Source organism: Alphaproteobacteria bacterium (assembly GCA_005883305.1).
Classification (GTDB): domain Bacteria; phylum Pseudomonadota; class Alphaproteobacteria; order Sphingomonadales; family Sphingomonadaceae; genus Allosphingosinicella.
In genome coordinates this window covers 1,616,571-1,640,146 of sequence record VBAC01000001.1, presented here as the reverse complement: position 1 = coordinate 1,640,146, position 23,576 = coordinate 1,616,571, and the positions used below count along the sequence as shown (strand labels likewise).

General features: G+C 68.3%; 20 protein-coding genes. 16 read left to right on the top strand and 4 right to left on the bottom strand.

All coding sequences use genetic code 11. The features are described 5' to 3' along the window. Positions 1-352: 352 nt before the first annotated feature. On the bottom strand, positions 353-1,552 hold the full coding sequence (locus tag E6G92_08240; protein ID TMJ19748.1) for an acetyl-CoA C-acyltransferase: 1,200 nt from the start codon (positions 1,550-1,552) through the stop codon (positions 353-355). A 213-nt stretch (positions 1,553-1,765) separates the two neighbouring features. Between E6G92_08240 and E6G92_08235 the strand changes: the two genes are divergently transcribed. Continuing rightward, on the top strand, positions 1,766-2,917 hold the full coding sequence (locus tag E6G92_08235) for an isovaleryl-CoA dehydrogenase (protein ID TMJ19747.1): 1,152 nt from the start codon (positions 1,766-1,768) through the stop codon (positions 2,915-2,917). Between the two features lie 117 nt (positions 2,918-3,034). On the opposite strand, the gene E6G92_08230 is transcribed toward E6G92_08235, so the two are convergent. Next, entirely contained in the window at positions 3,035-5,083 is a 2,049-nt protein-coding gene (locus E6G92_08230) for a M13 family metallopeptidase (protein TMJ19746.1), read from the bottom strand. Positions 5,084-5,226: 143 nt separating this feature from the next. On the opposite strand from E6G92_08230, the gene E6G92_08225 reads away from it, so the two are divergent. From E6G92_08225 to E6G92_08185, 9 genes are all read left to right on the top strand, one after another. Further along, positions 5,227-5,505 carry a hypothetical protein gene (locus E6G92_08225; GenBank protein TMJ19745.1) on the top strand — a complete coding sequence of 93 codons (279 nt, stop codon included), beginning with the start codon at positions 5,227-5,229 and terminating at the stop codon, positions 5,503-5,505. Between the two features lie 151 nt (positions 5,506-5,656). Next, positions 5,657-7,252 (top strand): methylcrotonoyl-CoA carboxylase, encoded by a 1,596-nt coding sequence (locus E6G92_08220; protein TMJ19744.1) that lies wholly within the window; start codon positions 5,657-5,659, stop codon positions 7,250-7,252. Further along, positions 7,249-7,740 (top strand): endonuclease domain-containing protein, encoded by a 492-nt coding sequence (locus E6G92_08215; GenBank protein ID TMJ19743.1) that lies wholly within the window; start codon positions 7,249-7,251, stop codon positions 7,738-7,740. Before E6G92_08220 ends, E6G92_08215 begins: the two co-directional genes overlap by 4 nt. Further along, entirely contained in the window at positions 7,737-8,132 is a 396-nt protein-coding gene (locus E6G92_08210; GenBank protein TMJ19742.1) for a hypothetical protein, read from the top strand. The genes E6G92_08215 and E6G92_08210 overlap by 4 nt, the downstream gene beginning before the upstream one ends. Continuing rightward, positions 8,101-8,592 carry a nuclear transport factor 2 family protein gene (locus E6G92_08205; protein ID TMJ19741.1) on the top strand — a complete coding sequence of 164 codons (492 nt, stop codon included), beginning with the start codon at positions 8,101-8,103 and terminating at the stop codon, positions 8,590-8,592. The genes E6G92_08210 and E6G92_08205 overlap by 32 nt, the downstream gene beginning before the upstream one ends. Continuing rightward, entirely contained in the window at positions 8,589-10,475 is a 1,887-nt protein-coding gene (locus tag E6G92_08200; protein TMJ19740.1) for an acetyl/propionyl/methylcrotonyl-CoA carboxylase subunit alpha, read from the top strand. Before E6G92_08205 ends, E6G92_08200 begins: the two co-directional genes overlap by 4 nt. Positions 10,476-10,646: 171 nt before the next feature. Further along, positions 10,647-11,099 carry a MaoC family dehydratase gene (locus tag E6G92_08195; protein ID TMJ19739.1) on the top strand — a complete coding sequence of 151 codons (453 nt, stop codon included), beginning with the start codon at positions 10,647-10,649 and terminating at the stop codon, positions 11,097-11,099. 145 nt (positions 11,100-11,244) lie between these two features. Beyond that, a complete protein-coding gene (locus E6G92_08190) occupies positions 11,245-12,096 on the top strand; it encodes a CoA ester lyase (protein TMJ19738.1) in 852 nt (283 codons plus the stop codon). A gap of 282 nt (positions 12,097-12,378) precedes the next feature. Beyond that, positions 12,379-13,068: a hypothetical protein gene (locus E6G92_08185; GenBank protein ID TMJ19737.1), complete on the top strand. Its 690-nt coding sequence runs from the start codon at positions 12,379-12,381 to the stop codon at positions 13,066-13,068. 154 nt (positions 13,069-13,222) lie between these two features. Here E6G92_08185 and E6G92_08180 read toward each other — a convergent pair whose 3' ends face one another. Continuing rightward, positions 13,223-13,702, bottom strand: a complete 480-nt coding sequence (locus E6G92_08180; GenBank protein TMJ19736.1) for a hypothetical protein — start codon at positions 13,700-13,702, stop codon at positions 13,223-13,225. 59 nt (positions 13,703-13,761) lie between these two features. On the opposite strand from E6G92_08180, the gene E6G92_08175 reads away from it, so the two are divergent. From E6G92_08175 to E6G92_08160, 4 genes are all read left to right on the top strand, one after another. Continuing rightward, entirely contained in the window at positions 13,762-17,472 is a 3,711-nt protein-coding gene (locus E6G92_08175; GenBank protein TMJ19735.1) for a 5-oxoprolinase, read from the top strand. A 129-nt stretch (positions 17,473-17,601) separates the two neighbouring features. Further along, complete coding sequence (locus E6G92_08170) at positions 17,602-18,342, top strand: DUF969 domain-containing protein (GenBank protein TMJ19734.1); 741 nt, start codon at positions 17,602-17,604, stop codon at positions 18,340-18,342. Next, a complete protein-coding gene (locus E6G92_08165) occupies positions 18,339-19,289 on the top strand; it encodes a DUF979 domain-containing protein (GenBank protein TMJ19733.1) in 951 nt (316 codons plus the stop codon). The genes E6G92_08170 and E6G92_08165 overlap by 4 nt, the downstream gene beginning before the upstream one ends. 1 nt (position 19,290) lies before the next feature. Continuing rightward, positions 19,291-20,286, top strand: a complete 996-nt coding sequence (locus E6G92_08160) for a DUF2891 domain-containing protein (GenBank protein TMJ19732.1) — start codon at positions 19,291-19,293, stop codon at positions 20,284-20,286. A gap of 60 nt (positions 20,287-20,346) precedes the next feature. Here E6G92_08160 and E6G92_08155 read toward each other — a convergent pair whose 3' ends face one another. After that, a complete protein-coding gene (locus E6G92_08155) occupies positions 20,347-20,634 on the bottom strand; it encodes a hypothetical protein (GenBank protein TMJ19731.1) in 288 nt (95 codons plus the stop codon). A 331-nt stretch (positions 20,635-20,965) separates the two neighbouring features. Between E6G92_08155 and E6G92_08150 the strand changes: the two genes are divergently transcribed. Together E6G92_08150 and E6G92_08145 are read left to right on the top strand one after the other, a co-directional pair. Then, positions 20,966-21,286 (top strand): hypothetical protein, encoded by a 321-nt coding sequence (locus tag E6G92_08150; GenBank protein TMJ19730.1) that lies wholly within the window; start codon positions 20,966-20,968, stop codon positions 21,284-21,286. Positions 21,287-21,374: 88 nt separating this feature from the next. After that, positions 21,375-23,513 (top strand): TonB-dependent receptor, encoded by a 2,139-nt coding sequence (locus E6G92_08145; GenBank protein ID TMJ19729.1) that lies wholly within the window; start codon positions 21,375-21,377, stop codon positions 23,511-23,513. Positions 23,514-23,576 lie beyond the last annotated feature (63 nt).

Sequence of the window (23,576 nt, the reverse complement as noted above, 5' to 3'; positions counted from 1 at the left end):
TTCCTCTTCGTTCCAGCGGAGCTGGAATCCACCTTGTCCGGCGGATGGAACGTCAAGGGCGGTCCGGAATCAAGTCCGGAGTTACGATTGGACGGGACATCTTTGCGTCTTCGCGGCTTTGCGTGAGCCATTGCGGCGGATTTTCTCACGCAAAGACGCGAAGACGCAAAGGCGCCGGCGTATCCCTCGTCATTTCAGCGAAGGCTGGAATCTCACTTCTCTGGTCGCTCGCCACGAGGAAAAAGAGATCCAGCTTCGCTGGAATGAATGAAGAGCTCGCTTCGCTCGTGGCCCCTCCACCAGCCTTCGCCTTCGGCTACGGCTGGTCCCCCTCCCCGTTCCGGGGCGGATTTTAGATTAGCTCCACGGCCATGGCCGTCGCTTCGCCGCCGCCGATGCACAGGCTCGCGATTCCGCGCTTGCCGCCGGTGCGTTCGAGGGCGGAGATGAGCGTGGCCAAAATCCGGGCGCCGCTGGCGCCGATCGGGTGGCCCATGGCGGTGGCTCCGCCGTGGATGTTCACCTTGTCGTGCGGGATTCCGAGATCGTGCATCGCGAACATGGTGACGCAGGCGAAGGCCTCGTTGATCTCGAACAGGTCGACGTCGCCGACCTTCCAGCCGGTCTGGGCGAGCAATTTCTCGATCGCGCCTACGGGCGCGGTGGTGAACTGGGCCGGCTCGCGGGCGTGGGCGGTGTGGGCGACGATCCGGGCGATCGGCTTGAGGCCCTTGGCCTCGGCGGTCGAGGCGCGGGTGAGGACGAGGGCGGCGGCGCCGTCGCTGATCGAGGAGGCGTTGGCGGCGGTGATCGTGCCGTCCTTCGAGAAAGCGGGGCGAAGGCCGGGGATTTTCGTCGGGTCGCCCTTCAGCGGCTGCTCGTCCTTGTCGACGGTCTCGGAGCCCTTGCGGGTCTTGACCTCGACGGCAGTGATCTCGCGGTCGAACCAGCCGCTGCGCTGGGCGGCCTGGGCGCGGGTCAGGCTCTCGACCGCATAATCGTCCTGCGCGCCGCGGGTCAGCTGATAGTCGCAGGCGGTCGCCTCGGCGAAGGTGCCCATGGCGCGGCCGGGCTCGTAGGCGTCCTCGAGCCCGTCGAGCATCATGTGATCGTAGGCCGTGTCGTGGCCGATGCGCGCGCCGGCGCGGTGCTTCTTCATCAGGTAGGGCGCGTTGGACATCGATTCCATGCCGCCGGCGACGATCACGTCCGAGCTGCCCGCGGCGATCGCGTCGGCGGCCATCATCGCCGCCTTCATGCCCGATCCGCACATCTTGTTGATGGTCACCGCCTCGGTGGATTTCGGCAGCCCGGCGCCGAGCGCGGCCTGGCGCGCGGGGGCTTGCCCCAGGCCGGCGGGGAGGACGCAGCCCATGTAGCAGCGCTCGACGTCCTCCGGCGCGACCCCGGCGCGCTCGACCGCGGCGCGGACCGCGGCGGCGCCGAGCTCGGTGGCGCTGGCGCCGGCGAGGCTGCCCTGGAAGCTGCCCATCGGGGTTCGGGCGTAGGAGAGGATGACGACGGGATCGGTGGCGGTGGATTGCGTGCTCATGACGGCTCCTGAACTGATCCCTCCCCCCTTGTGGGGGAGGGTAGGGAGGGGGGTGCGGTCCGAAGGACCGCGCGCGGCTCGCGCCGCGCACCCCCACCCCTCGGTCCCCTCCCCACAAGGGGGAGGGGAGGTGGTGCCGGGCACATAGGGCGGCTCCCGCGCTTGTTCAAACCCGCCCGGCGCATTAGTCGGCCCTCAACGGGAGAATATGACATGTCCGGGCTGGGCCTCGATTTCGAGCTGGGCGAGATGGCCGAGGCCATTCGCGACACGACTCAAAGGTTCGCCAGCGAGCGGATCCAGCCGCTGGCGGCGCGGATCGACGCGGAGGACTGGTTTCCCGCCGAGCTGTGGCCCGAAATGGGCGCGCTCGGGCTTCACGGGATCACCGTGGCCGAGGAGGATGGCGGGCTCGGGCTCGGCTATCTCGAGCATGTCATCGCGCAGGAGGAGGTGGCGCGGGCCTCGGCCTCGATCGGCCTTTCCTACGGCGCGCATTCGAACCTCTGCGTCAACCAGATCCGGCGCTGGGCGAGCGCGGAGCAGAAGGCCAAGTACCTGCCGAAATTGATCTCCGGCGAGCATGTCGGGAGCCTCGCCATGTCCGAGGCGGGGGCGGGCAGCGACGTGGTGTCGATGAAGCTCAAGGCCGAGAAGGTGCAGGGCGGCTACGTGCTCAACGGCACGAAGTTCTGGATCACCAACGCGCAATATGCGGACACTTTGGTGGTCTACGCCAAGACGGGCGAGGGGAGCCGCGGGATCACCACCTTCCTGATCGAGAAGGGGATGAAGGGGTTCTCGATCGGCCAGAAGCTCGACAAGATGGGCATGCGCGGCTCGCCGACGGCCGAGCTGATTTTCGACGATTGCGAGGTTCCGGAGGAGAATGTGATGGGGCCCGTGAACGGCGGGGTCGGCGTGCTGATGAGCGGGCTCGATTACGAGCGCACCGTGCTCGCCGGAATCCAGCTCGGCATCATGCAGGCCTGCCTCGACGTCGTGCTGCCCTATGTCCGCGAGCGGAAGCAGTTCGGCAAGGCGATCGGGAGCTTTCAGCTGATGCAGGCCAAGGTCGCCGACATGTACGTCGCGCTCAATTCGGCGCGGGCCTATGTCTACCAGGTGGCTCGGGCCTGCGACGCGGGCAAGACGACCCGCTTCGACGCCGCCGGGGCGATCCTCTACGCGAGCGAGAATGCGGTGCGGGTGGCGGGCGAGGCGATCCAGGCGCTGGGCGGGGCGGGCTATACCAAGGACTGGCCGGTCGAGCGCTACTTCCGCGACGCCAAGCTGCTCGACATCGGCGCGGGGACGAACGAGATCAGGCGGATGCTGATCGGGCGGGAGCTTATCGGGGCGTAATTCCCTCCCCCTTTGTGGGGGAGGGCAGGGTGGGGGGTGCGGGCCTTAAGGCCCGCGCGCGACAAGGTCGCGCACCCCCACCCCCAACCCCTCCCCACAAGGGGGGAGGGGCTTTTGTCACCAAACCCTGACCCTTTCCGCCGGCGGCAGGTACATCGCCTGCCCCGGCCTCACCCCGAACGCCGCGTACCAGGCGTCGATGTTGCGGACGGTCTCGGCGCGATACTGGTCGGGCGCGTGCTCGTTGGTTGCGATCTGCGAGCGCATCGCCGCCTCGCGGGCCTTGGCGCGGTGGGCCTGGGCGTAAGCGAGGAAGAAGCGCTGGTCGCCGGTCAGGCCGCCGATCACCGGCGCCTCGCGGCCGTCCAGCGAGGCGTGATAGGCGTCGTAGGCGGCGGCGAGGCCGGCGAGATCGGCGATGTTCTCGCCGAGCGTCAGCTGGCCGTTGATGTGGACTCCGGGGAAGGGCTCGTAGGAATTGTACTGGCGGACGAGCGCCTGGCCGGCGGCGTTGAAATGGGCGAGGTCCTCGGGCGTCCACCAGTTCCTCAGGCGTCCCTCGGCGTCGAAGCCGGCGCCGAGATTGTCGAAGCTGTGGCTGACCTCGTGGCCGATCACCGATCCGATCGCGCCATAGTTGAAGGCCGGATCGGCGTCCGGATCGTAGAAAGGCGGCAGAAGGATCGCGGCCGGGAAGGTGATCGCGTTCTGCAGCGGCATGTTGATCGCGTTGACCGTCTGCGGGAACATCCACCATTCGCCGCGGTCGACCGGCCGGCCGATCTTCGAAAGCTGGTGGCGGTATTCGTAAAGCTGCGCGCGCCAGGCGTTGCCGAACGCGTCGCCGGCGCGGATGTCGAGGCCCGAATAATCGCGCCACACGTCGGGATAGCCGACCCCGACCCGGAGCGTCTCGACCTTGCGGCGAGCCTCGGTGCGGGTCGCCGGGTTCATCCAGTCGATCGCCACCAGGCGGCGATCGAAGGCCTGGACGATGTTGCGGACCATATTCTGAACGTCGGCCTTGGCCGCGGCGGAGAAGTGTCGCTGGACGTAGATCTGGCCGACCGCGTCGCCGAGCGCGCCCGAGGTGGCGAGAAGGGCGCGGCGCTCGCGCGGGCGCTGCTGCTGCTGGCCGGAGAGAGTCGTGCCGTAGAAGGAGAAGCGAAGATCGTCGAAGCGCTTCGGAAGGACCGAGGCCATCCGGCTTGCGGTGTGGAAGGCGAGCCAGTCCTTCCACACCTCGATCGGCTCGGACGCGACCAGCGCGCTGAGGTCGCGGATCGGCGCCGGATGCCAGGCGAGGAAGTTCGGCTGGCTGGAAAGCTGCGCCGCCTCGAAGAAGGCGTCCCAATCGATCCCCGGCGCCCGGCGCGCGAAATCGGCCCGGGCCCAATTTTCGACCGCGCCGGCATTCTGGGCGTCGACGGCGCCGACCTGGGCGCGGGCGATCTTCGTTTCGAGATCGAAGATGCGCTGCGCGCGGGCCTCGGCCTCGGGCGTTCCGAGCAGGCCGAGCATCGCGGCGATGTAGGTGCGGTAGGCTGTGCGGATTCGCACCATGTCGGCGTCGTCGGAGAGGTAATAGTCGCGCTCGGGCATGCCGAGGCCGCCCTGGAGCAGATAGGGCATGGTCCGGCTCGGGTCCTGAAGGCCCTGGGTCACGAACAGGCCGAACAGGTTCTCGGTCCAGAAATTGGTCGCGTTGAGCGGATCGACGTCGGCGCGAAGGCTGGCCCCGAGCGCCGCCGAGAGATCGCGGCGGCTGGAGACGGCGGCGATCCGCTGGAGGACCGGCTGGAGCGGGGCGAGGCCGCGCTGATCGATCGCGGCCACATCGAGATAGGCGGCGTAATAATCGGCGATCTTGCGCTCCTCGCTGCCCGGCGCAGGGTTGCGCGCCGCGGCGCCGGCGATGATGTCGACGTTGCGCGCGTCGACCATGTCGGCGACTCCGACGAAGGATCCGATCCTTGTGCGGTCCGCCGGCATTTCGGTGCGGGTGCGCCAGCCTTCGTTGGCGTAGCGGTCGAAGCTGTCCCCGGGGGCGACGGAACGGTCCATTCCTGCGACGTCGACTCCGATGCCGTTATGGGCCGGCGGCTGGGATGGGGCGGAGGCGGCGGCGAGGAAGGTGGCGGCGGCAAGCAGCGCGAAGCGGGTCATGGGCGATCTTCCGAAAGCTGTGTTGGCTGAACCGGACGGCCTTAGGCCGCCGGGCCCGTGCCGCCTAGAGCCTTCGGCCAACCGCCACTTCCCATCGACGGGCGACGCGGCTAACCGGTTTTGAAAGCTTCGAGGGGAGACGGATGAGCGAAGGCCTGCTGAATGCGCTCCAATATTACGGGGCCGCGGCCGGGGCGCTGGCGGCGCTGATCGTCAGCCTCGATCTCGGGCGGAGGCCCACGGGGTGGGCGTTCGTCATCTTCGTCACCTCCTCGCTGGCGCTGATCTTCTGGGGCTTCCTCAACGACGAGGGCGAAGGAATCGGGACCCAGAACGTGGTGCTCCTCATGATCAACGTGATCGGGGTGTATCGCTACCTGATCCGCAAGAAGCCGGTTCATGCCGAGGGGGCGAAGGCGTGAGGGTCGGGATGCGCTCTTTCATAATCCCTCCCCCTTGTGGGGAGGGGCTGGGGTGGGGGTGCGCGGCGTCGCCGCGCGCGGGCCTCATGGCCCGCACCCCCCACCCTACCCTCCCCCACAGGGGGGGAGGGACGTTCCGGGGCCGGCAAACATGACAGTCCTGACCTCAAAGCTCGACGACACCAGCGACTCCTTTCGCGCCAACGCGGCCCACAACCGCGCCCTGGCGGATGAGCTGCGCGCGCGGGTGGCGGAGGCGGCGCTCGGGGGCAACGAGACGTCGCGCGAGCGCCACGTCTCGCGCGGCAAGCTGCTTCCGCGCGAGCGGGTGGAGCGGCTGCTCGATCCGGGCTCCCCCTTCCTCGAGATCGGCCAGCTCGCCGCCTGCGACATGTACAAAAGCGAGGTTCCGGGCGCCGGGGTGATCGCCGGGATCGGCCGCGTTTCCGGACGCGAGACGATGATCGTGTGCAACGACGCGACGGTGAAGGGCGGCACTTATTATCCGATGACCGTGAAGAAGCATCTGCGCGCCCAGGAGATCGCGCTGCAGAACCGGCTTCCGAGCGTCTACCTGGTCGATTCGGGCGGCGCCAACCTGCCGCACCAGGCCGAGGTCTTCCCCGACCGCGAGCATTTCGGGCGGATCTTCTACAACCAGGCGCAGATGTCGGCGGAGGGGCTGGCGCAGATCGCCTGCGTGATGGGCAGCTGCACCGCGGGCGGGGCCTACGTGCCGGCGATGAGCGACGAGAGCGTGATCGTCCGCAATCAGGGCACGATCTTCCTCGGCGGGCCGCCGCTGGTGAAGGCGGCGACGGGCGAGGTGATCAGCGCCGAGGATCTGGGCGGCGGCGACCTTCACGCGCGCAAATCGGGCGTGGTCGATCACCTGGCCGAGAATGACGAGCATGCGCTGACCATCGTTCGCGACATCGTGGCGCGGCTGAACACAGCGAAGGCGATCGACATCGACCTTGCCGAACCGGCGCCGCCGAAATTCGACCCCGAGGGGCTCTACGGCGTGATCCCGGACGACGTGCGCACGCCCTACGACGTGCGCGAGGTGATCGCCCGGCTCGTCGATGGCTCCGAGTTCCACGAGTTCAAGGCGCTTTACGGGAGCACGCTGGTCTGCGGCTTCGCCCGGATCTGGGGGATGCCGGTCGCGATCCTCGCCAATAACGGCATCCTGTTCAGCGAGAGCGCGATGAAGGGCGCCCATTTCATCGAGCTCGCCTGCCAGCGGCGAACGCCCCTCTTGTTCCTCCAGAACATCTCGGGCTTCATGGTCGGCGGCAAATACGAGGCCGGCGGAATCGCCAAGGACGGCGCCAAATTGGTGACGGCAGTGGCGACAGCGAGCGTGCCCAAGATCACCGTTTTGATCGGCGGCAGCTTCGGCGCGGGCAATTACGGCATGTGCGGGCGGGCCTACAGCCCTCGATTCTTATTCAGCTGGCCGAACAGCCGCATCTCGGTGATGGGCGGCGAGCAGGCCGCATCCGTACTCGCCACCGTGCATAAGGATGCGGAAGGCTGGAGCGCGGAGGAGGCCGAAGCCTTCAAGGCCCCGATCCGCCAGCGCTACGAGGACGAAGGCAACCCCTACCACGCCACCGCGCGGTTGTGGGACGACGGGATCATCGATCCGGCCCAGACCCGCGACGTTCTCGGCCTCGCCTTTGCAACGACGCTGAACGCGCCCATTCCGGAGCGGGCGAAGTTCGGCGTGTTCAGGATGTGATCGTGGGAAGCGCTGCACCAAATCCTCCCCGGAACGGGGAGGGGGACCAGCCGAAGGCTGGTGGAGGGGGCCCGCGCGTCCTTCGGGCGCCGATCAAGACGGTCAAGCTCGCCCGCAAGCTGCGCAAGGAGATGAGCCCGCCCGAGCGGATGCTCTGGCGCGCGCTGCGTGAGCGGCCGGGCGGGTTTCGGTTTCGCAAGCAATGTCCACAGAGGCCGTTCTCGATCGACTTTGCCTGCCTGGCCGTCCGGCTTGCCATTGAGGTCGATGGCGAAGCGCATGATCGGGCCGGCCAGCCGGAGCGCGATGCGGGGCGGGATCGCTACCTTGAGGAGTTGGGGTTCACGATGATGCGGATTCCTGCCCGCGAGGTGTTTCGCAATTTGGAGGGTGTGATCCTCGGAATTGTGAGCGGGTGTCAAAGGCTGGGCCCCCTTCACCGTCCTTCGGACGGTCCCCCTCCCCGTTCCGGGGAGGATTTGCAGTGATCGGCGCGTTTATTGCCATGCTACTCGCGATGGCCGCGGCCGAGCCCCCGATGCCCGGCATGCTGTCGATCGACGACGCCGCGCCGGTGCGGGTCGCGTCGGCGGCGGCGGTGCGCCGGGCGCTCGCGCGGTGCGCGCGGCCGGGGGGCTGCGCGAGCGTCATGATCGAGACCTGCGACCGCTGCATCCTATCGGCCGAGGCGCGGGGCGGCGGCTTCGTCATTCGTTCGCGGCTCGGCCCGCCGGGTCCGGAATATCTGCTGTACGACAACCGGCCCATGCACGAAGGGAACGAAACCTTTTCCGCCGAAGAGCTGATCGAGATTTTCGCGGGCTACATTTCGGGGCCGCGGCCCGGCTATGTCGGCGCGGTCCAGGCGGTCGAGGAGTAGAAGCGCGATGACCATATTCTCTGCCTTGCTGCTCGCGTCGGCCGTCCCGGCCGCGGAGCCGGCCCCGGCCGACCGCGCGGCGGTGATGGCGCCCCTGAATGCTCTGTTCGCTGCTTTCGAGGCGGGCGACTCGGCGGCGATGCTGGCCCAGGTCTATCCCGACGGGCGCGTAACCGCCTCGGGCCTGCGCGGCGACGGGGCGTCGAATGTGCGGCAGATGAGCTGGACCCAGTTCGCCGGGCGGGTGACGCCGCAGGGCGCTTTCCAGGAGCGGATTTCCGGCCCCAGGGTGGCCGTCGACGGCGACATCGCGATGGTCTGGGCGCCGTTCGTCGTCCGCGCTGGCGGGCGGGTGGTCAATTGCGGCTACGATCACTTCGATCTGGTGCGCGAGAATGGGAACTGGAAGGTCATGAACCTGACCTTCTCGTCGCACACCAGCGGATGCCCCACGCAATGATCAAGTCCCTGCTCATCGCCAATCGCGGCGAGATTGCCTGCCGGATCATTCGCACCGCGCGGCGGCTGGGGGTGCGGACGGTGGCGGTCTATTCGGATGCGGACGCCAGGGCGCTGCACGTGCGCGAGGCGGACGAGGCGGTGCATATCGGGCCTTCGCCGGCGCGGGAGAGCTATCTCGTGGGCGAGAAGATCATCGCCGCGGCGAAGGAGACCGAGGCGGAGGCGATCCATCCTGGGTACGGGTTTCTGTCCGAGAACGCCGGCTTCGCCCAGGCGGTGATCGACGCGGGGCTGATCTGGGTCGGGCCGCGACCGGCAAGCATCACCGCGATGGGGCTCAAGGACGCGGCCAAGAAGCTGATGGACGAAGCGGGCGTGCCGACAACGCCCGGCTATCTCGGCGAGGATCAGTCGCCCGAGCGGCTGCAAAAAGAGGCCGACGCGATCGGCTATCCGGTGCTGATCAAGGCGGTCGCGGGCGGCGGCGGCAAGGGGATGCGCAAGGTCAATGCGACCGGCGAGTTCGAGGAAATGCTGCTTTCGTGCAAGCGCGAGGCGGTCTCCTCGTTCGGCGACGACCGCGTCCTGATCGAAAAATATGTCGAGCGCCCGCGCCATATCGAGGTGCAGGTGTTCGGCGATACGCACGGCAATGTCGTCCATCTGTTCGAGCGCGACTGCTCGCTCCAGCGCCGCCACCAGAAGGTGATCGAGGAGGCGCCGGCGCCGGGGATGGACGAGGCGACGCGGGCGGCGGTGTGCGGGGCGGCGGTCAAGGCGGCCAGGGCGATCGACTATGTCGGCGCGGGGACGATCGAGTTCATCGCCGACGCGAGCGAGGGCCTGCGCGCCGACCGCATCTGGTTCATGGAGATGAACACCCGCCTCCAGGTCGAGCATCCGGTGACCGAGGAGATTACCGGGCAGGATCTGGTCGAATGGCAGCTTCGGGTGGCGAGCGGCGAGACGCTGCCGAAGACGCAGGACGAACTCAGCATCAACGGCTGGGCGATGGAGGCGCGGCTTTATGCCGAGAACCCCGCGACGGGTTTCCTACCGAGCACGGGCCGGCTCGACATTTTCCAGCCCTGCGGCGACGCCCGTGTCGATACCAGCGTGGAAGAAGGGGCCAGCATATCGCCTTTCTACGATCCGATGATCGCCAAGGTGATCGTCCACGCGCCGAGCCGGATGCAGGCGTTAGATGCCCTTGCCAGCGAACTCGAGTACACCACTGTCTGGCCTGTCAAAACCAATATTGCCTTCCTCGTTCGCCTGCTCCGCGATCCAGATGTCAAGGCGGGCGATGTCGATACCGGGCTGATTGCGGGCCGAGGCAAGGCGATCTTGCTCGATCCACCGCCAACCGCGCGCGACCTGAGTGATGCCGCAATGTGGTTCGCGCGCCAGTCGATGGACTACTCGCCCATGACGGCGCCTCTCTTCGGCTTCCGCCTGAATCGGGAACGCGAGCGGCGCCTGGCGCTCGATGTAAATGGCGAGCGTACCGCGTTTGACTTCCAGCCTAACAGACCGGGCCGATACGAGGGCAGCTTTCGCGAGCTCGGACCCAAGGCGCAGCTCATGCAAAAAAAGGGCGCCCAGTATCTGATCGCGATCAGCCGCACGGACGGCGCCGCCGGCGCCGCCGCGGGCGACGGCGCGATCGTCTCGCCGATGCCGGGCAGGATCATCGCGCTGGCGGTGAAGCTGGGCGATACGGTGACCAAGGGGCAGAAATTGCTGACGCTCGAGGCGATGAAGATGGAGCATAGCCTGGCCGCGCCGTTCGACGGTATCGTCGCCGAGCTGAACGCCGAGGAGGGCACCCAAGTGAGCGAGGGCGCGATGCTGGCGCGGATCGAGAAGGGGGAGGGATGATGGCAGGCTCGAAAATTCCCCTCCCCCTTGTGGGGAGGGGATCAAGGGGTGGGGGTGCGCTCGCCCGGCGAGCGCGCGGCGCGCAGCGCCGCACCCCCTCTCCAAGCTTCGCTAGACCGCTTTGCGGCCAAGCTGCGCTATCCTCCCCCCACAAGGGGGGGAGGTAGAAACATGCCCGGGCGCTATTACGAGCAATGGACCCTGGGTGACCGAATTCGGCACCAGCCGCACCGGACGGTGACCGAGACCGACAACCTGCTGATCTCGGCGCTGACGCACAATCCGCAGCCGCTCCACCTCGACGAGACCTATGCCGAAGGAACCGAATTCGGGCGGATCGTCGTCAACGGCACCTTCACCTTCGCGCTCCTCGTCGGCCTTTCGGTCGGCGACACCACGCTCGGAACGCTCGTCGCGAACCTGGGCTACGACAAGGTGCGGATGCCGAAGCCCGTGTTCATCGGCGACACTTTGCGCGCCGAGACCGAGGTGGTGGGGCTCAAGGATTCGGGCTCTCGACCCGAGGCCGGGATCGTCACCTTCGAGCACCGGATGTACAACCAGAAGGAGGAGCTGGTCTGCGTGACCGAGCGGACGGCGCTGATGCAGAGGCGGCCGGGATGAGGTCTCGCCTATCAGACTCCCTCCCCCTTGATGGGGGAGGGTTGGGGTGGGGGTGGAGTCAACGGAGGGCGGCGCCTTCACGAAGAGTCCACCCCACCCCAACCCCTCCCCATCAAGGGGAGGGGCTTTCGGTCCGGGTCTCCCAATGAGGCTCCGTTCCCTCCTGTTCGTGCCCGGGGACCGGCCGGACCGGATGGAGAAGGCGCTCGGCGCCGGGGCGGACGCGCTGATCCTCGACCTCGAGGATTCGGTCGCGCTCGCGGCCAAGGCGGTGGCGCGGCGCGAGGTGGCGCATTTCCTCAACGGCCATCAGGGCGCGCAGATCTGGGTTCGGGTGAACCCGCTGGGGACGCCCGACTGCGACAGGGACCTTTCCGCGGTGCTTCCTTCGCACCCGAACGGGATCGTCCTGCCCAAGGCGGAAGGGGGCGCTTCCGTCGCCGAGCTGGCGCGGCGGATGACCGGGCTCGGCAACGCGGCGGCGCAGATCCTGGCGATCGCCACCGAGACTCCCGCGGCGATCTTCCAGCTCGGCACCTATGGCGGCGCGAAGAGGCTCGCCGGCCTCACCTGGGGCGCGGAGGATTTGCCGGCGGCGATCGGCGCCGCGACCAGCCGTGAGGAGGACGGCCGCTATACCGCGCCCTACGAGCTCGCCCGCTCGCTCTGCCTGTTCGGCGCGGCCGCGGCGGGCGTGGCGGCGATCGACACGGTCTATCCGGCCTACAAGGACCTGGATGGGCTCGCGGCCTATGCCGCGCGGGCGCGGCGCGACGGCTTTGCCGGCATGATGGCCATCCATCCGGCCCAGGTGAGCGTCATCAACGATGCGTTCACGCCGAGCGACGCCGAAATCGCCCATGCGCGCGCCGTGGTGGCGGCCTTCGCGGCCGATCCGCAGGCGGGGGCGCTCTCGCTCGAGGGGCGGATGATCGACCGGCCGCACCTCGTCCAGGCCCAGCGAATCCTCGCGCTGGCCGGCCCCGGCCCCTCCTGACGCGTTCACCCTGATCATTCAGCCTCTGTCCAGCTTATCGCGGCTATGAGGAGCGCTTAAGGGCGGCGCTTTCCCTAGAGGCGCCGCCCGCCCCGTTTCCGGCGCTCCGCCAACGGCTCGTCGCAGCACCGGAAGCGCCGAATCGAGCGCCATTTCTGACGGGGCGACCCGTTTTCAGGATAAAAAGCGGCCGGCGATCCGTTTGTCTCCCCGTAAGGCGGCGTGGGGCTTGAGCCGGTTTGCGCCTCGTCGGCGCGGGCCGGGAGAGCACGGAGATTCGTCATGAAACAGGTCTATATCGGGGCGGCCGCGCTGCTCCTCGGAACATCGACTCTCGCCTGGGCCGGCGGCAAGCCGGCCGACTTCGCCGACAAGGGCGCGAAGGCCATGGAGGTCGGCGCCAAGACGGTCGACTCCAAGGCCGAAATGGCGAAGCCGCTGGACTGGTCCAAGGCGGCGCAGCCGGCGGCGAGCTGGGGCTGGTCGAAGGCCGGCAAGGACGAGCCCAAGATCGAGCAGGCCTCCGCGACCTGGACGGCGAACGACGAGGCGCTGATCTTCGCCAAGAAAGGCGAAGGCGATCCCGACCTCGACCTCGCCGTGAAGCCGGACATGACCCAGCCCGAGCAGGTCTCGACCGGCATGGGCGGCCCGCTCGAGGAGGTCGACACCGCCGCCGTCTCCCCCGCCGACCTGGCGCCGCACCCGGCGACCCATTCCTATCCGCCATGCAGCCCGGGGCCGGGCGACGACAATTGCATCCAGCTCTACGAGCGCGGCGTTCGCGACCGGCTGGCCAGCTGGTCGCCGCCCGCCGAAACCGGCGTCGGCGGCCCCTATGAGCCGATCGACATGCCGGCCGGGGCCTCGGCGGACACGAAGAGCGAGACCAAGATGGCCGGCGACGGCAAGGTCGACGGCGCGCTCGGCGAGGTCATGGGCGACGAGCCCGGCGGCTCGGCCGTCGGTTAGCTGTATCGACCATCCGCTACGACAGACTCCCTCTCCATGGGGAGAGGGTTGGGGTGAGGGGTTCCGGCATCGGCGGAAAACCGCGGACTCCGTAAACCCCCACCCTACCCTCCCCCTCAGGGGGAGGGGCAGAAAAGCTGCAGGTTGATACGCTCTAGGATTCGGTCGAATCCTCCGCGGGAGGCTCCGGTTCGGCGGGGCCTCCCGTTTTCACGCCGCCGTTCGCCAGCCACTCGTGCAGCCTGGCGATGGTCCGCTCCAGCGCGGCGACCACCGCCTGGACCTCCTCGCGGCTCGAATCCTGGGTGGCGATATCCGACAGCCACCAGGTTTCGGATAGCCATTCCCGGCCGCTGTCGCGGTCGGCGACCGACAGGCCGAGAAAGGCCTCCTCGGCCTCGACCCATCCCTCGCCCTCGCCGCGCATCGTGTGCAGCCGGACATGCGCCTGCTCGAAATCGGCGGTGCAGACGGCGCGCGCCGAATCGAGCAGCGGCTCGACCAGGTTCCACGGCATCTTGGTTTCGGCGAGCGTCGCGAACAGCGCGTTCATGATCTGCTTCTGCGCGAGGCCGTGGAAATCGGCGGAGGTCATCCCCGCCGCCTCGTTCTTCTCGGGATAGTGATCGCTCATGCCCTTGCGCTGTCCCAAGCCGCTGGCCGGGTCAAGCGGCCTTTGCTAGGCGGGCGGCCATGCATGGCGCCTGGACCTTCTCGATCGACCGGGGCGGCACCTTCACCGACATCGTCGCCCGGTCGCCCGATGGCCGGCTGATCGTTCGCAAGCTGCTGTCGGACAATCCGGAGCGCTATGCCGACGCCGCGGTGGCCGGGATCGGCGCCATTCTGGCGGAGGAGGGCGGCGGCACGGTCGGCTCGGTCAAGATGGGGACGACCGTCGCCACCAACGCGCTGCTCGAGCGCAAGGGCGAGCCGGTCGTGCTGGCGATCACCGCCGGGCTCGGCGACGCGCTCAGGATCGGCTATCAGTCGCGGCCCGATATCTTCGCGCGGCGGATCGTGCTTCCGGAGCCGCTTTACGCCCATGTGATCGAGGTCCAGGAGCGGGTCAGCGCCGAGGGGGAGGTGCTGCGGCCGCTTGATCGCGAGGGGGCCAAGGTTGGGCTTCAGGCCGCGTTCGACCGGGGCTTTCGCGCGCTGGCGGTCGTATTGATGCACGGCTGGCGCTGGACCGCGCACGAGGCGGCGGTGGCGGGGATGGCGCGCGCGATCGGCTTCACCCAGGTCTCCGCCAGCCACGAGGTCGAGCCGCTGATCAAGCTGATCGGCCGCGGCGACACGGCGGTGGCCGACGCCTATCTCTCGCCGGTGCTGCGGCGCTATGTCGACAAGGTTGTGGCGGGGCTAACCCGCCAACCGTTCGTGTCGAGCGAAGTCGAGACACCTTTTCGAGCGCAGCCGAGAACCAAGGGCCTCGGCTTCGCTCGGCTGGGTCCCTCGACTTCGCTCGGGACGAACGGGGATAATGGCCAGTGTCTCCGCCTCTTCTTCATGCAATCGAACGGCGGCCTCACGGACGCGGCGACGTTCCGCGGCAAGGATGCGGTGCTCTCCGGCCCGGCCGGCGGGATCGTCGGCATGGCGAAGACCGCGGCCGAGGCGGGCGAGGGCCATGTCATCGGCTTCGACATGGGCGGCACCTCGACCGACGTCTCGCACTTCGCCGGCGCCTATGAGCGGACCAGCGAGCGGGCGGTGGCGGGCGTCCGCCTGCGCGCGCCGATGCTGGAGATCCACACCGTCGCCGCGGGGGGCGGATCCGTCTGCCACTATGACGGGCGCCGCTTCCGGGTCGGGCCGGACAGCGCCGGAGCGGTGCCCGGGCCGGCCTGCTACCGGCGCGGCGGGCCGCTGACGGTGACCGACTGCAACGTCGTGCTGGGCAAGATCAGGCCCGAGCATTTTCCGCAGGTCTTCGGGCCCGAAGGGGACCAGCCGATCGACGTTTCCGCCGCGCTGGCGCGGTGCGAGGAAATCGCCTCGCGCGCCGGGATGGATGCGCGCGACGTCGCCGAGGGGTTCATCCGGATCGCGGTCGACAACATGGCGGGTGCGATCAAGCAGATCTCGATCGCCCGCGGCCACGACGTGACCCGCTACACGCTGCAATGCTTCGGCGGCGCGGGCGGCCAGCATGCGTGCCTGGTCGCCGACGCGCTGGGCATCGGCAAGGTCATGATCCACCCGCTCGCAGGAGTGCTCAGCGCCTATGGCATGGGCTTGGCGGACATGGTCGAGCTCAGGCAGCGCACGCTGGCCGGGGCGGCTTTGGACGCGGTGCTTGCCGAGCTCGAGAGGGAGGCCGTGGCGGCGCTGAGGGCGCAGGGCGTGGATGCGCCGGAGGTCCGGCGCCGCGCCGCGCTTCGCTACGAGGGGAGCGATTCGACGCTGGAAGTGGCGGTGTCGGGGCGGATGCGCGAGGATTTCGAGGCCGCGCACCGGCTTCGCTTCGGCTTCGACGCGCCGGAGACCGAGGTCGTGGTGGAAACGGCGATCGTCGAGGCGGTGGGGAAGGGCGAACATTCCTCCCCGGAACGGGGAGGGGGACCGCGCGCGGAGCGCGTGGTGGAGGGGTCGGGGCGCCTCCACCTCTCGCGGCCCCACCACCAGCCTTCGGCTGGTCCCCCTCCCCGTTCCGGGGAGGATTTGTACGACCGCGCCTCCCTCTTCCCCGGCGACATCGTCACCGGCCCCGCCCTCATCATCGATCCCTCGCAAACCACCGTCGTCGAGCGGGGCTGGCGGGCGGAAGTGGACGCTCTCGGCAACCTCATCCTCACCCGCGCCAGCCCGCGCTCCTCGGTCCCCGCGATGGGCACCGAGGTCGATCCGGTCCAGCTCGAGGTGATGGGCAACCTCTTCATGGCCATCGCCGAGGAGATGGGCGTGGCGCTGCAGAGCACGGCCTCGTCGGTGAACATCAAGGAGCGGCTCGATTTCTCCTGCGCCCTGTTCGACCGCGACGGCGCCCTGATTGCCAACGCGCCGCACATCCCGGTCCACCTGGGATCGATGGGCGATTCGATCCGGACCGCGATCGAGGCGCGGGGCCCAGATGCAACCGGAGCTCCGCGCGACGGAAGGGGGATGAAGCCCGGCGACGTCTACGTGCTGAACGCCCCCTATCGCGGCGGCACCCACTTGCCCGACATCACGGTGATCATGCCGGTGTTCGTCGAGAGCGATTCCGCGCCCGCCTGGTACGTCGCTGCACGCGGGCATCATGCGGACATCGGCGGGATCGCTCCGGGATCGATGCCGCCCGACAGCCGCGACGTCGGCGAGGAGGGGGTGCTGATCGACAATGTGCTGCTGGTCGATCGGGGGCGTTTCCTCGAAGCCGAGATTCGCGCGCTGCTCGGCTCGGGCGAATGGCCGGCGCGCAATCCGGACCGCAACATCGCCGACCTGAAGGCGCAGGTCGCCGCCTGCGCGCGCGGCGCGAACGAGCTGCGCAGGGTGGCCGCGGAGCAGGGCCGCGAGGTCGTCGACGCCTATATGGGCCACGTCATGGCCTATGCCGAAGAGGCGGTGCGGCGGCTGATCGGGCGGCTCTCGGACGGGGAATTCCGCTACGAGATGGACAATGGCGCGTTCGTTCAGGTTTCGATCCGGGTCGACCGGGAGGAGCGCTCGGCGGTGGTCGATTTCGCCGGGACGAGCGATCAGCAGCCGAACAATTTCAACGCCCCTCATTCGATCTGCCGGGCGGCGACGCTCTACGTCTTTCGCACCCTGGTCGACGACGCGATCCCGCTCAACGACGGCTGCATGCGGCCGATCACGCTGAAGGTGCCGGAAGGCTCGATGCTCAACCCGCATTTCCCCGCCGCGGTCGTCGCCGGCAATGTCGAGACCAGCCAGGTGATCACCGACTGCCTCTTCGCCGCCTGCGGAGCGCTCGCGCCGAGCCAGGGGACGATGAACAATTTCACTTTCGGCAATTCGGACCATCAATATTATGAGACGATCGCGGGCGGCGCCGGGGCCGGGCCGGACTTCGACGGGGCGAGCGCGGTGCAGACTCACATGACCAACAGCCGGCTGACCGACCCCGAGATATTGGAAACGCGCTATCCTGTGGTGCTGGAGCGGTTCGCGGTGCGGCACGGCTCGGGCGGCGAGGGCGCGCGGCGCGGCGGGGACGGCGTGGTTCGGCAGATCCGCTTCCTGGAGCCGATGACCGCCTCGATCCTCTCCAACCGCCGCCGCGTGCCGCCGAGCGGGCTTGCGGGCGGCAGGGACGCGGCGCCGGGGGTGAACAAGGTGGTGCGCGCGGACGGGCGCGAGGAGATGCTGGGCGCAACCGACGCGGCGGAGATGGCGGCGGGCGACGCCTTCGCGATCGAGACTCCGGGAGGAGGGGGCTATGGCGAGGGGTAAAAATCCTCCCCGGAACGGGGAGGGGGACCGCACGCGGAGCGCGTGGTGGAGGGGTCGAAGCGCCTCCACCTCTCTCGGCCCCACCACCAGCCTTCGGCTGGTCCCCCTCCCCGTTCCGGGGAGGAATTGATGCTCCACTACCTCCCCCTGCTCGGCGTCCTCATCGTCGTCCTCGGCTTCGCGCTGAGGCTCAATCCGATGCTGGTGGTGACGGTCGCCGCGCTGGCGACCGGGCTGCTCGGCGGGATGGGGGCGGTCGAAATCGTCTCCACCTTCGGCAAGGCGTTCAACGACAACCGGATCATCGCCATCGTGTGGGTCGTGCTTCCGGTGATCGGGCTGCTCGAGCGCTACGGGCTTCAGCAGCGCGCCGGCGCGGTGATCGCGGGAATCCGGGCGGCGACGGTCGGGCGGCTTCTGATCGTCTACCTGCTGTTCCGCCAGGCGACCGCCGCCCTCGGGCTGATCTCGATCGCCGGCCATCCCCAGACGGTGCGGCCGCTGGTCGCCCCGATGGCGCTCGCGGCGGCGAAGAACCAGCTCGGCGAGACCGACGAGGAGAGCGAGGAGATTGTGAAGAGCTACGCCGCGGCGACCGACAATGTCGGGGTGATCTTCGGCGAGGACATCTTCATCGCCATCGGCTCGATCATCCTGATCCAGCAGACGCTCGCCACCTACGGCTACATGCTTGCGCCGCTGGAGCTTGCGGTGTGGGCGATCCCCACGGCGATCGCCGCCTTCCTGATCCATGGGACGAGGCTCCTGCTGCTGGACCGCCGGCTCTCCCGTCATTCCCGCGAAAGCGGGAATCCAGCGACGGCCGAACTGGATCCCCGCGTTCGCGGGGATGGCGGGGAACCGTCATGATCACCCTGCAATGGACGTTCGGCATCGTCGGCACCCTGTTCGCGGCTTACGCGATCCTCAGCGCGTTCGACCGCAGCAACGCCAAGCGCTTCGGCAATGCCGCCTTCTGGGGCTTGATGGCGCTGAGCCTGCTCGCCGGAAGCCGGCTCGGCGATTTCGCCAACGGCCTGCTCGTCCTCGGCCTCGCGGGCCTCGCCGGCTTCGGCGCGCTCGGCCGCAGCAATCCGCCGACGACGAGCGCGGGCGAACGGCTGGCCTGGTCGGAGCGGCTCGGCAATCGCCTGTTCCTGCCGGCTCTTATCATCCCCGCGGTCGCTCTGGTCGGGACCCTGGTGTGGAGCCACACGTCGCTGGGCTCGCTCGGCTGGATCGAGCCGAAGCGCGAGACCTTCGTCTTCCTCTGCCTCGGCGCCCTGATCGCGCTGGCGGTGTTGTTCGCGTGGCTGAGACCGCCGGCGCTTGCACCGCTTCAGGAAGGACGGCGGCTGATCGACGCGATCGGCTGGGCGGCGGTGCTTCCGCAGATGCTCGCCGCTTTGGGCGTGGTCTTCGCCGCGGCCGGGGTCGGAACGATCATCGGCGAGGCGACGCGGGCGGTGATCCCGGAAGGCAGCGTCTTCCTCACCGTGCTGGTCTTCGGCCTCGGAATGGCGCTGTTCACGATCATCATGGGCAACGCCTTCGCCGCCTTCCCCGTAATGGCCGCGGCGATCGGCGTGCCGCTGCTGATCCAGGCCTATCACGGCGATCCGGCGGTGATCGGGGCGATCGGAATGCTCGCTGGCTTTTGCGGCACGCTGATGACTCCGATGGCCGCCAACTTCAACATCGTGCCGGCGGCTTTGCTCGAGCTCAAGGACCGCAACGGCGTGATCAAGGCCCAAGCCGGCACCGCGCTGCCTTTGTGGGTGGTCAACGTCGCTTTGATCTACTGGCTGGCCTTCTAATATGACCCACAACCTCACCGCCGATACCGCCAACCGCTTCGCGGAGATCGCGCTCGGCCATGTCCGCCGCGAATATCCGCACAAGCTGGACCAGGTGCTCGAAGGCCCGGAGGACCTGCTGGCCCCGAGCGCGCTTCACCCGATCTTCTTTGGCAGCTTCGACTGGCACAGTTGCGTCCACGGCTACTGGCTTCTGATGCGAACGCTGCGGCTCTACCCCGAGATGGACGCCGCGCCGCGCGTTCGCGCGCTGCTGGACGAGATGCTGACGCCCGAGAATGTCTCCGGCGAGCGCGCTTATCTCGACCGCGCCTATACCGGCGGGTTCGAGCGGCCTTACGGCTGGGCCTGGCTGCTCGCGCTCCATGCCGAGGCGCAGCGGCACGAGGCCGAATGGGCGGACAACCTCGCGCCGCTCGCCGCGGCTTTCGCCGAGCGGTTCGCCCTTTATCTGCCCAAGCTGACCTATCCGATCCGTACCGGCACCCATTCCAACACCGCCTTCGCCCTGATCCTCGCGCTCGACTGGGCCGAGGCGAACGACGCGCCGCTCGCCGGGCTGATCCGCGAGCGGGCGGCGGATTATTATGCCAAGGACAGAGATTGCCCCGCCTGGGAGCCCGGCGGAGACGACTTCCTTTCGCCCTCGCTCACCGAGGCGCTGCTGATGCGCCGGGTGATGGCGCCGCCGGAATTCGCCACCTGGTTCGGCGCCTTCCTGCCAGGCCTCGCGGGCGGGACGCCGGCCAGCCTGTTCGCGCCCGCCTTCGTCTCGGACCGCTCGGACGGCAAGATCGCCCATCTCGACGGAGTCAATTTGAGCCGCGCCTGGTGCTGGCGCGGAATCGCCGACGCGCTGGAGGGCGCGCTCGCGGCGCTTGCGCTGAAGGCCGCCGATGCCCATCTCGACGCCAGCCTGCCCCACGTCGCGGGCGACTATATGGGCGAGCACTGGCTCGCCACCTTCGCCCTTCTCGCGCTCGAAGCGGCGGATTGAGCGTGGCCGTCGCTCCGACGCGCGGCGGCGACTTCGCGACGGAGGCCCCCGCCTGAGCGTTCAGATGGCCGATATGCCGAGCAGAAACTTGACCTGAGTGTCCTGCGGCACCTCGACCAGCCACAGGACGTCCGAGCCGGCAACCGTCACGACCTGATCCGGCGGGATTGGTGTGTAGGATCCGCCGCTATCGGTCGAATAGCCGGCATAGACCTGCGAAGGGCCGCTCGTCGTCAGGTAAAAGGCGACCGTCTCTCCCCATAGATAGCCACTTACGGTCCCACCGACTTCGGGCCCAATTTGCGCGACCCAATTTATGCCCTGGTTTTGAAGGTCGTCCGGAATCATGGCGATGTCTCCTTATGACGGAGATTTCATTCATATACGCCGATTGCGATTCTTCAATCGCTCGGATTGTTACTTCGGAAGCCGGGCGCTCGGACGGCATCGCCGGGACCGCGCCGACCGCCATGGCGGGATCGGCTCGCTTTGGTCGACCGGTCGCTGCCGGAGGGCTGCTCCGTCGTCACGTCTTCAGGTGTCGCGCAACATATGCGGGAGGGTCCGCGATTTATGTCACATGAGCGTTGAGCCGCTCGGCGGCGCTTGCGCGCCGGGCGGCGGGCGCCCATCTGAGCGGGGGGCGCCGCATGCCGGGGCCGGCCGCACTGGAGACATCATGACCGATCAGCGCAACGAGAAGATCGACATCGCCTGCCTGGCGCTCGGCCGCTTGATCGCGGCGCAATGCCCGCCGGGCTTCGAGAAGGCGGTGATGGCGCTCGATCTGCACCAGGGCCGCTCGCTGGTCCGGATCGTCGCCACTCAGGACAACGGCTGGGAGGCCCAGGTGCCGCTCAGCGAGGAGCCGGTCCAGAACATGCTGGAGACGTTGCGCACGATCCAGAAGGAGATGGCCGAGGAGGATCCGCGTCCCTGGAAAGGCTGCACCGTCACTTTGCGCAAGGGCGGTCATTTCGATCTGGACGTGACCTATTAAGATGCTAGGGCGGCGGGCCGATTGAGGCCGCAAGTCCTTCCGCGAGAAGGACTTTCGCCTGAACGATGCGGATGAACAGGGGGGCGAGTTGCGCCGGTTATTGTTGCTTTCCGGCGCGGCCTTCGCGCCGTTTTCGCCTGTCTTCGCTCAGGCCAGCCCGGCCCCAGCCCCGGCTCCCGCGCCGCCGGCGAGCCCGGCCGGTGGCGAGGAGATCGTCGTCCGAGCGCAGCCCGAGCAGCGCACCGCGATCGACCGCGACACCTACACGGTGCGCGACACCGCCGAAGCGCGATCGTCCAACGCGCTCGATATTCTCGGGCGGATTCCGGCCGTCACCGTCCAGCCCGACAATTCGATCCGCCTGCTCGGAACGTCCGGGGTCACCGTCCTGGTCGACGGCCGCCCGTCCCCGAACCCGAACATCCTGCGCGACCTTCAGGGCTCGGAAATCGCGCGGATCGAGGTCGTCTCCAACCCCAGCGCCCAATTCTCCGCCTCGGGCACCGGCGGGATCATCAACATCATCACCCGGCGCAACGCCCTCAACGGCCTGCGCGGCTCGGCGACCGCCAGCGCGAGCCGCTACGGCGGCACCGAGCTCAGGGCCTCGCCGACCTGGACCCATGGCGACTGGACCCTTTCCGGGAACCTCGGCTGGACCCGCGACGTCCGCCTCGCCGAAGTGACGCGCGAGCGCCTCAGCCTCGATCCGGCCGGCACCGCGCCCGACACGATCGAGACTCAAGACTCGCGCAGCCGCTTCGAGTTCGTCAACGGCAACGGCCAGATCAGCTACCGCCCGACGGACAAGCGGACGATCACGTTCCAGGGCGGCATGATCACCGCCGACGCCCGAACGACGATAGATTCGGTAACCGTCTCGTCGGCCAGTCCGGGCGCTCCGCTCGCTCAGCGCATCACCAGCGATTTCGATTACGACGCCTATAATGCGTCGCTGGAATATCGCGAGGAGGGAAGCCGGCAAGGAGAGCTGCTGACGACCTCGATCCAGCAATACCGCTTCGATCCCACCAGCGAAGTGACGACCGATTTCGGCGCCGGCGAATTCCGGTTCCACTCCGACGCCTTCACCCGGGCGCGGATCTTCAAGCTGGACTATGTCCGGCCCTTGCGCGGCAGGCAGCGCCTCCTCGTCGGCGGCTCGATCAACGACACGCACGACTTCAACAGGCTGGAGCAAGGCGGCGACCTGCCGCTCGGCGGCAATCCGTTCCCCCCGGTCTCGACGATCGACGGTACGACGCTCGAGGTCGCGTCCTATGCGAGCTTCCAGTTCCCGCTGCTTGGCGGAACGATGCTCGCCGGGCTCAGGATCGAGAGCCGCGACTATGATTTCGCCGATCCGAGCCTGGGCGAGGGGCCGAGCGACGCCCACCTCTTCCCCAGCATGACGCTCGAGCGCCGCCTCGCGCGCTGGCTGACGGGAACGCTGAGCTATTCCCGCCGAGTCGCCTGGCCCGCGATCCAGCAGCTCAGCCCGGCGCTTCGCTTTTCCGATGCCACCACCGCCAATGCCGGCAACCCCGCGCTCCGCCCGGAGCTGACCGACGCCATCGAGGCGAAGCTGCGCGCCGAGACCGAGGGGCAGACGATTTCGCTGACCCTGTTCCATCGCCGGACCGACGATCTGTTCTCGTTCCTCAACACGCTGACCGACGACGGCGTGCTGGTGTCCCAGCCGGTCAATGTCGGGCAGCGCACCGATCGCGGCGCGGCCCTGGCCGTCCAGGGGCCTATCGTCCGGGGCTTCACCTATTCGATCAACGCCAATCTGATCGACCGGCGGATCGAGCGCGATTTCGGGATTTTCAGAGTCCAGCACAGCACCAATTATTCCGGGACGGCCCAGATCGACTATCGCGACGGCTCGGACGGCCGCCGCGGGGCGGACCGGATCACGGTGACCGCCAACTATTCCGGCCCCTACAATGACGGGCTCGTCAGCAACGATTCCTACTTCCGCGCGAGCGCGTCCTGGTCGCACGCGATCACCGACCGGCTGTCGAGCGTCGTGACCGTCGACGACATTTTCGGCCCGACGGAATTCCGCAGGAGCACCATCTCCGACACGGCGCTTACCCGAACGACGAACGTCTCGGATGGCCCGCGCTTCAAGCTGGCGCTGACCTACAGCCTCGGCCGCCCCGGCCAGCCGCAGCCGCCGGCGCCCGCGGGCCCGTCGGTGCCGGTGCCGGGCGTTCCCTAGGGCCTTCCGGGCGCGAAAGCGTCGGCATGGTTTACAAATCCTTACCCGTTAAGGATCGCCTTT

Excerpts from the sequence above, each read along its gene's own strand:
- E6G92_08185 (TMJ19737.1), top strand. The coding sequence starts at position 12,379 with ATGAAACAGGTCTATATCGGGGCGGCCGCGCTGCTCCTCGGAACATCG.
- E6G92_08240 (TMJ19748.1), bottom strand. The coding sequence starts at position 1,552 with ATGAGCACGCAATCCACCGCCACCGATCCCGTCGTCATCCTCTCCTAC.
- E6G92_08180 (TMJ19736.1), bottom strand. The coding sequence starts at position 13,702 with ATGAGCGATCACTATCCCGAGAAGAACGAGGCGGCGGGGATGACCTCC.
- E6G92_08170 (TMJ19734.1), top strand. The coding sequence starts at position 17,602 with ATGCTCCACTACCTCCCCCTGCTCGGCGTCCTCATCGTCGTCCTCGGC.
- E6G92_08205 (TMJ19741.1), top strand. The coding sequence starts at position 8,101 with ATGTCGGCGCGGTCCAGGCGGTCGAGGAGTAGAAGCGCGATGACCATA.
- E6G92_08235 (TMJ19747.1), top strand. The coding sequence starts at position 1,766 with ATGTCCGGGCTGGGCCTCGATTTCGAGCTGGGCGAGATGGCCGAGGCC.
- E6G92_08230 (TMJ19746.1), bottom strand. The coding sequence starts at position 5,083 with ATGACCCGCTTCGCGCTGCTTGCCGCCGCCACCTTCCTCGCCGCCGCC.
- E6G92_08200 (TMJ19740.1), top strand. The coding sequence starts at position 8,589 with ATGATCAAGTCCCTGCTCATCGCCAATCGCGGCGAGATTGCCTGCCGG.
- E6G92_08150 (TMJ19730.1), top strand. The coding sequence starts at position 20,966 with ATGACCGATCAGCGCAACGAGAAGATCGACATCGCCTGCCTGGCGCTC.
- E6G92_08160 (TMJ19732.1), top strand. The coding sequence starts at position 19,291 with ATGACCCACAACCTCACCGCCGATACCGCCAACCGCTTCGCGGAGATC.
- E6G92_08195 (TMJ19739.1), top strand. The coding sequence starts at position 10,647 with ATGCCCGGGCGCTATTACGAGCAATGGACCCTGGGTGACCGAATTCGG.
- E6G92_08155 (TMJ19731.1), bottom strand. The coding sequence starts at position 20,634 with ATGATTCCGGACGACCTTCAAAACCAGGGCATAAATTGGGTCGCGCAA.
- E6G92_08220 (TMJ19744.1), top strand. The coding sequence starts at position 5,657 with ATGACAGTCCTGACCTCAAAGCTCGACGACACCAGCGACTCCTTTCGC.
- E6G92_08190 (TMJ19738.1), top strand. The coding sequence starts at position 11,245 with ATGAGGCTCCGTTCCCTCCTGTTCGTGCCCGGGGACCGGCCGGACCGG.
- E6G92_08165 (TMJ19733.1), top strand. The coding sequence starts at position 18,339 with ATGATCACCCTGCAATGGACGTTCGGCATCGTCGGCACCCTGTTCGCG.
- E6G92_08175 (TMJ19735.1), top strand. The coding sequence starts at position 13,762 with ATGCATGGCGCCTGGACCTTCTCGATCGACCGGGGCGGCACCTTCACC.
- E6G92_08225 (TMJ19745.1), top strand. The coding sequence starts at position 5,227 with ATGAGCGAAGGCCTGCTGAATGCGCTCCAATATTACGGGGCCGCGGCC.